Annotated in this window: 2 protein-coding genes, 1 tRNA gene, 2 rRNA genes and 1 pseudogene (1 of these 6 running past the window's edge); 5 read left to right on the forward strand and 1 reads right to left on the reverse strand. The window is 55.8% G+C overall.

The window, feature by feature from the left end; genetic code table 11:
* The 3 genes from ACYG9Y_RS29270 to ACYG9Y_RS29280 all read left to right on the forward strand — a co-directional run.
* A 23S ribosomal RNA gene (locus ACYG9Y_RS29270) occupies positions 1-2,485 on the forward strand; it begins 317 nt to the left of the window's first position.
* 200 nt (positions 2,486-2,685) lie between these two features.
* Positions 2,686-2,800, forward strand: a 5S ribosomal RNA gene (gene rrf / locus ACYG9Y_RS29275).
* 314 nt (positions 2,801-3,114) lie between these two features.
* Positions 3,115-3,191, forward strand: a tRNA-Met gene (locus ACYG9Y_RS29280).
* Here ACYG9Y_RS29280 and ACYG9Y_RS29285 read toward each other — a convergent pair.
* On the reverse strand, positions 3,162-3,524 hold the full coding sequence (locus ACYG9Y_RS29285; RefSeq protein WP_156929728.1) for a hypothetical protein: 363 nt from the start codon (positions 3,522-3,524) through the stop codon (positions 3,162-3,164). The two genes, ACYG9Y_RS29280 and ACYG9Y_RS29285, sit on opposite strands and share 30 nt — an antisense overlap.
* A gap of 55 nt (positions 3,525-3,579) precedes the next feature.
* On the opposite strand from ACYG9Y_RS29285, the pseudogene ACYG9Y_RS29290 reads away from it, so the two are divergent.
* Both ACYG9Y_RS29290 and ACYG9Y_RS29295 read left to right on the forward strand, forming a co-directional pair.
* Positions 3,580-3,851, forward strand: a pseudogene (locus ACYG9Y_RS29290) (type II toxin-antitoxin system ParD family antitoxin).
* A gap of 3 nt (positions 3,852-3,854) precedes the next feature.
* A complete protein-coding gene (locus ACYG9Y_RS29295) occupies positions 3,855-4,166 on the forward strand; it encodes a type II toxin-antitoxin system RelE/ParE family toxin (RefSeq protein ID WP_031253178.1) in 312 nt (103 codons plus the stop codon).
* Positions 4,167-4,351: the final 185 nt, after the last annotated feature.

A 4,351-nucleotide genomic window follows, 5' to 3' on the forward strand; every position in this document is an offset into this window, starting at 1 on the left:
CAGGCCAGTGGCGATTGAGAGACAAGCGGAACCTTCTGGAAAGTAGGGCCATAGTGGGTGACAGCCCCGTACGCGTAATGCAATCAATCGTCCTCGAGTAAGGCGGGACACGTGAAATCCTGTCTGAAATTGGGAGGACCACCTTCCAAGCCTAAGTACTCGTGCATGACCGATAGCGAACTAGTACCGTGAGGGAAAGGTGAAAAGCACCCCGACAAGGGGAGTGAAAGAGTACCTGAAACCGATTGCCTACAAACAGTGGGAGCCCGTAAGGGTCACCACGTACCTTTTGTATAATGGGTCAGCGACTTAGTGTGACGAGCAAGCTTAAACCGCTAGGTGTAGGCGCAGCGAAAGCGAGTCTGAACAGGGCGTTCAGTTCGTCGCATTAGACCCGAAACCGAGTGATCTAGCCATGAGCAGGTTGAAGGTAAGGTAACACTTACTGGAGGACCGAACCCATAACTGTTGCAATAGTTCGGGATGACTTGTGGCTAGGGGTGAAAGGCCAATCAAACTCGGAAATAGCTGGTTCTCCGCGAAATCTATTTAGGTAGAGCGTCGACCGAATACCCCAGGGGGTAGAGCACTGGATGGGCTAGGGGTCCTCACCGGATTACCAAACCTAACCAAACTCCGAATACCTGGGAGTACTAGTCGGCAGACACACGGCGGGTGCTAACGTCCGTCGTGAAAAGGGAAACAACCCTGACCTACAGCTAAGGTCCCCAAGTTATGGCTAAGTGGGAAAGGATGTGAGGATCCCAAAACAACCAGGATGTTGGCTTAGAAGCAGCCATCATTTAAAGAAAGCGTAACAGCTCACTGGTCTAAATAAGGGTCTTTGCGCCGAAAATGTAACGGGGCTAAAGCCATACACCGAAGCTTAGGGTTTGGTCCGCAAGGGCCAAGCGGTAGCGGAGCGTTCTGTAAGCTGACGAAGCCATACCCGTGAGGGGTGGTGGAGGTATCAGAAGTGCGAATGCTGACATGAGTAACGTAAGGGGAGTGAGAGACTCCCCCGCCGAAAGACCAAGGGTTCCTGCTTAAAGCTAATCTGAGCAGGGTTAGCCGGCCCCTAAGACGAGGCGGAAACGCGTAGTCGATGGGAACCACGTTAATATTCGTGGGCTTGGAGGTAGTGACGGATCGCGCAAGTTGTCCAATCTTATCGGATTGAACGGGCAGCGGAGCGGTTCCAGGAAATAGCTCCTCCTTATAAACCGTACCCGAAACCGACACTGGTGGTCAGGTAGAGTATACCAAGGCGCTTGAGAGAACTATGCTGAAGGAACTCGGCAAATTGCACGCGTAACTTCGGAAGAAGCGTGACCCTTTTCTACGCAAGTAGAGGAGGGTGGCACAGACCAGGGGGTAGCGACTGTTTATCAAAAACACAGGGCTCTGCGAAGTCGCAAGACGACGTATAGGGTCTGACGCCTGCCCGGTGCTGGAAGGTTAAGAGGAGGGGTGCAAGCTCTGAATCGAAGCCCCAGTAAACGGCGGCCGTAACTATAACGGTCCTAAGGTAGCGAAATTCCTTGTCGGGTAAGTTCCGACCTGCACGAATGGCGTAACGACTTCCCCGCTGTCTCCAGCATAGACTCAGTGAAATTGAATTCCCCGTGAAGATGCGGGGTTCCTGCGGTTAGACGGAAAGACCCCGTGCACCTTTACTATAGCTTTACATTGGCATTCGTAGTGGCATGTGTAGGATAGGTGGTAGGCTTTGAAACCTGGGCGCCAGCTCAGGTGGAGCCACCCTTGAAATACCACCCTTATTACTATGGATGTCTAACCGCGGCCCGTTATCCGGGTCCGGGACAATGTATGGTGGGTAGTTTGACTGGGGCGGTCGCCTCCTAAAGAGTAACGGAGGCGCGCGATGGTGGGCTCAGAACGGTCGGAAATCGTTCGCTGAGTGCAATGGCATAAGCCTGCCTGACTGCGAGACTGACAAGTCGAGCAGAGACGAAAGTCGGTCATAGTGATCCGGTGGTCCCGCGTGGAAGGGCCATCGCTCAACGGATAAAAGGTACGCCGGGGATAACAGGCTGATGACCCCCAAGAGTCCATATCGACGGGGTTGTTTGGCACCTCGATGTCGACTCATCGCATCCTGGGGCTGGAGCAGGTCCCAAGGGTATGGCTGTTCGCCATTTAAAGCGGTACGTGAGTTGGGTTCAGAACGTCGTGAGACAGTTCGGTCCCTATCTGCCGTGGGTGTAGGAATATTGAAAGGATCTGTCCCTAGTACGAGAGGACCGGGATGGACGGATCTCTGGTGGACCTGTTGTGGCGCCAGCCGCATAGCAGGGTAGCTATATCCGGACGGGATAACCGCTGAAGGCATCTAAGCGGGAAACCCACCTTAAAACGAGTATTCCCTGAGAACCGTGGAAGACGACCACGTTGATAGGCCGGGTGTGGAAGAGCGGCAACGCTTGAAGCTTACCGGTACTAATAGTTCGATCGGCTTGATCGTTCTCATTCCTTATGCTCATCGTGAACACGATGATCTGACCAGCGCTCACGCATGAGCGGCCCTTACGGGCCTATGCTCCGCGAGGGCGCCGGAAAACCGGCGACGCGCAGTCGCGCTTGCGGGCTTGCGCCCGAAAGCAAAACACAAACGTCGCCTTGGCACGAAAAAACAGCTTCTCGATATAACGTGCGTTTTGCCGACCTGGTGGTTATGGCGGAGCGGCTGCACCCGATCCCATTCCGAACTCGGCCGTGAAACGCTCCAGCGCTGATGGTACTTCGTCTCAAGACGCGGGAGAGTAGGTCGCTGCCAGGTCTGCAAAACGCACGTTGAACTCTCATCCGCAAACCGGATGAAACTGAAATCTTCTCTCTACGAAAAGGCCCGCCAAGGGATCACGGGCCGCGCAAGCGGCCCTTTCATTTGGTCAGCCATATACCTATCTGTAAGCCATCCTGTTCATAGGCTTACGTCCAGATAAGCAAGCAAACGCTTGCTTCAGATCCGGAGCAAGCAAGAGCTTGCCCTGGAGAGTCCGGAGCAAGCAAGAGCTTGCCCTGGAGAGTCCGGAGCAAGCAAGAGCTTGCCCTGGAGAGTCCGGAGCAAGCAAGAGCTTGCCCTGGAGGTGACGCGGGGTGGAGCAGCCCGGTAGCTCGTCAGGCTCATAACCTGAAGGTCACAGGTTCAAATCCTGTCCCCGCAACCAACAAAAAAAGCCCGCTTCACGCGGGCTTTTTGCGTTCGGACCGTGCTCGATGGCGATTTTAACCTGCACCAGGGGTCGGAAGCAGGCGAAGCCGACGCCGTGGGACAGAAAAGCCAAATCATGACCCCCAACCGCCCGCAGCTCGCAGGCCTTTTTGTATTCGGCACCTTTGCCCACGCGAAGCCGGTTGGCTCCCGGCTCTGTCAGCGCGGCAACCGCCACGCGCCGGCGCGATGGTGACCGGACGCTTTGGATCCTGCAAAACCAGGCGACGAACCATTCTCTCGCCATCAGATCTTTGAAAACGAACCGTGATCGTGCGCTTCCAATCATTGCTATCTATTGTTACCGGGCTTTGATCGGCGCCATAATCTTCCAGGAGGTTGCCGTGCCCGACTACGCTCTGAACGACCACTATGAGAGCTTTACCAGGAAGCAGCTCGAATCAGGCCGCTACAACAATGCCAGTGAGGTTGTTCGCGCCGGCCTGCGTATGCTCGAGGATTTCGAGGCGGAGCGGGAAAGATGGCTGCGAGAGGAGGTTCCGGCGCGCCTGACCGAGCTCCGGCAGGATCCGGCTAAACTAAGGGCATCCCTGTCGAGACAGTTTTTTCGCGGCTCGAGGCGCGTCATCACGCGAAGCAGGCGAAAGCCAAATAGGCAATGGAGTACCGCATTGTCTTCCACCCCAAGGCGGAAACTGAACTCGACCAGCTCTATGACGACATAGCCGACCCGTGCGTCGCCGGCGATCGCTTGGAATTTCGTTCTCGGCATCGCGACCATTTCCTGAGCGTGTCCACTTTTCCACAGTGCGGCACAGAGCGGGTCGAGATCATGCCTGGTCCGCGGGTTATCGGCTACCGGCGTGCCCTCAGCATTGCTTTCGCAGTCGATGCCGATCGGGTCGTGATCCTGGGTGTCTTTTTCGCGGGCCGGAACATCACGGCGGAATTGCTGGAAGGCCGGCTCTGAAGCACTGCTCAGGCTGGCGTGGGGATCGACACTCGCCAGGAGGCGATTCTCAGGCCGATGGTACGCATCTGCCGTCGAGGGGTGGGGGCTTGTTGGAAGAGTGAACCGCGGCGGAACGCCACTCACAATTTCAGTCAAGCCAGCTCACGAAATTCCGCCCCGTGGATATCTCCACGAGAAATCGA

The organism is Mesorhizobium sp. W050 (assembly GCF_054719535.1).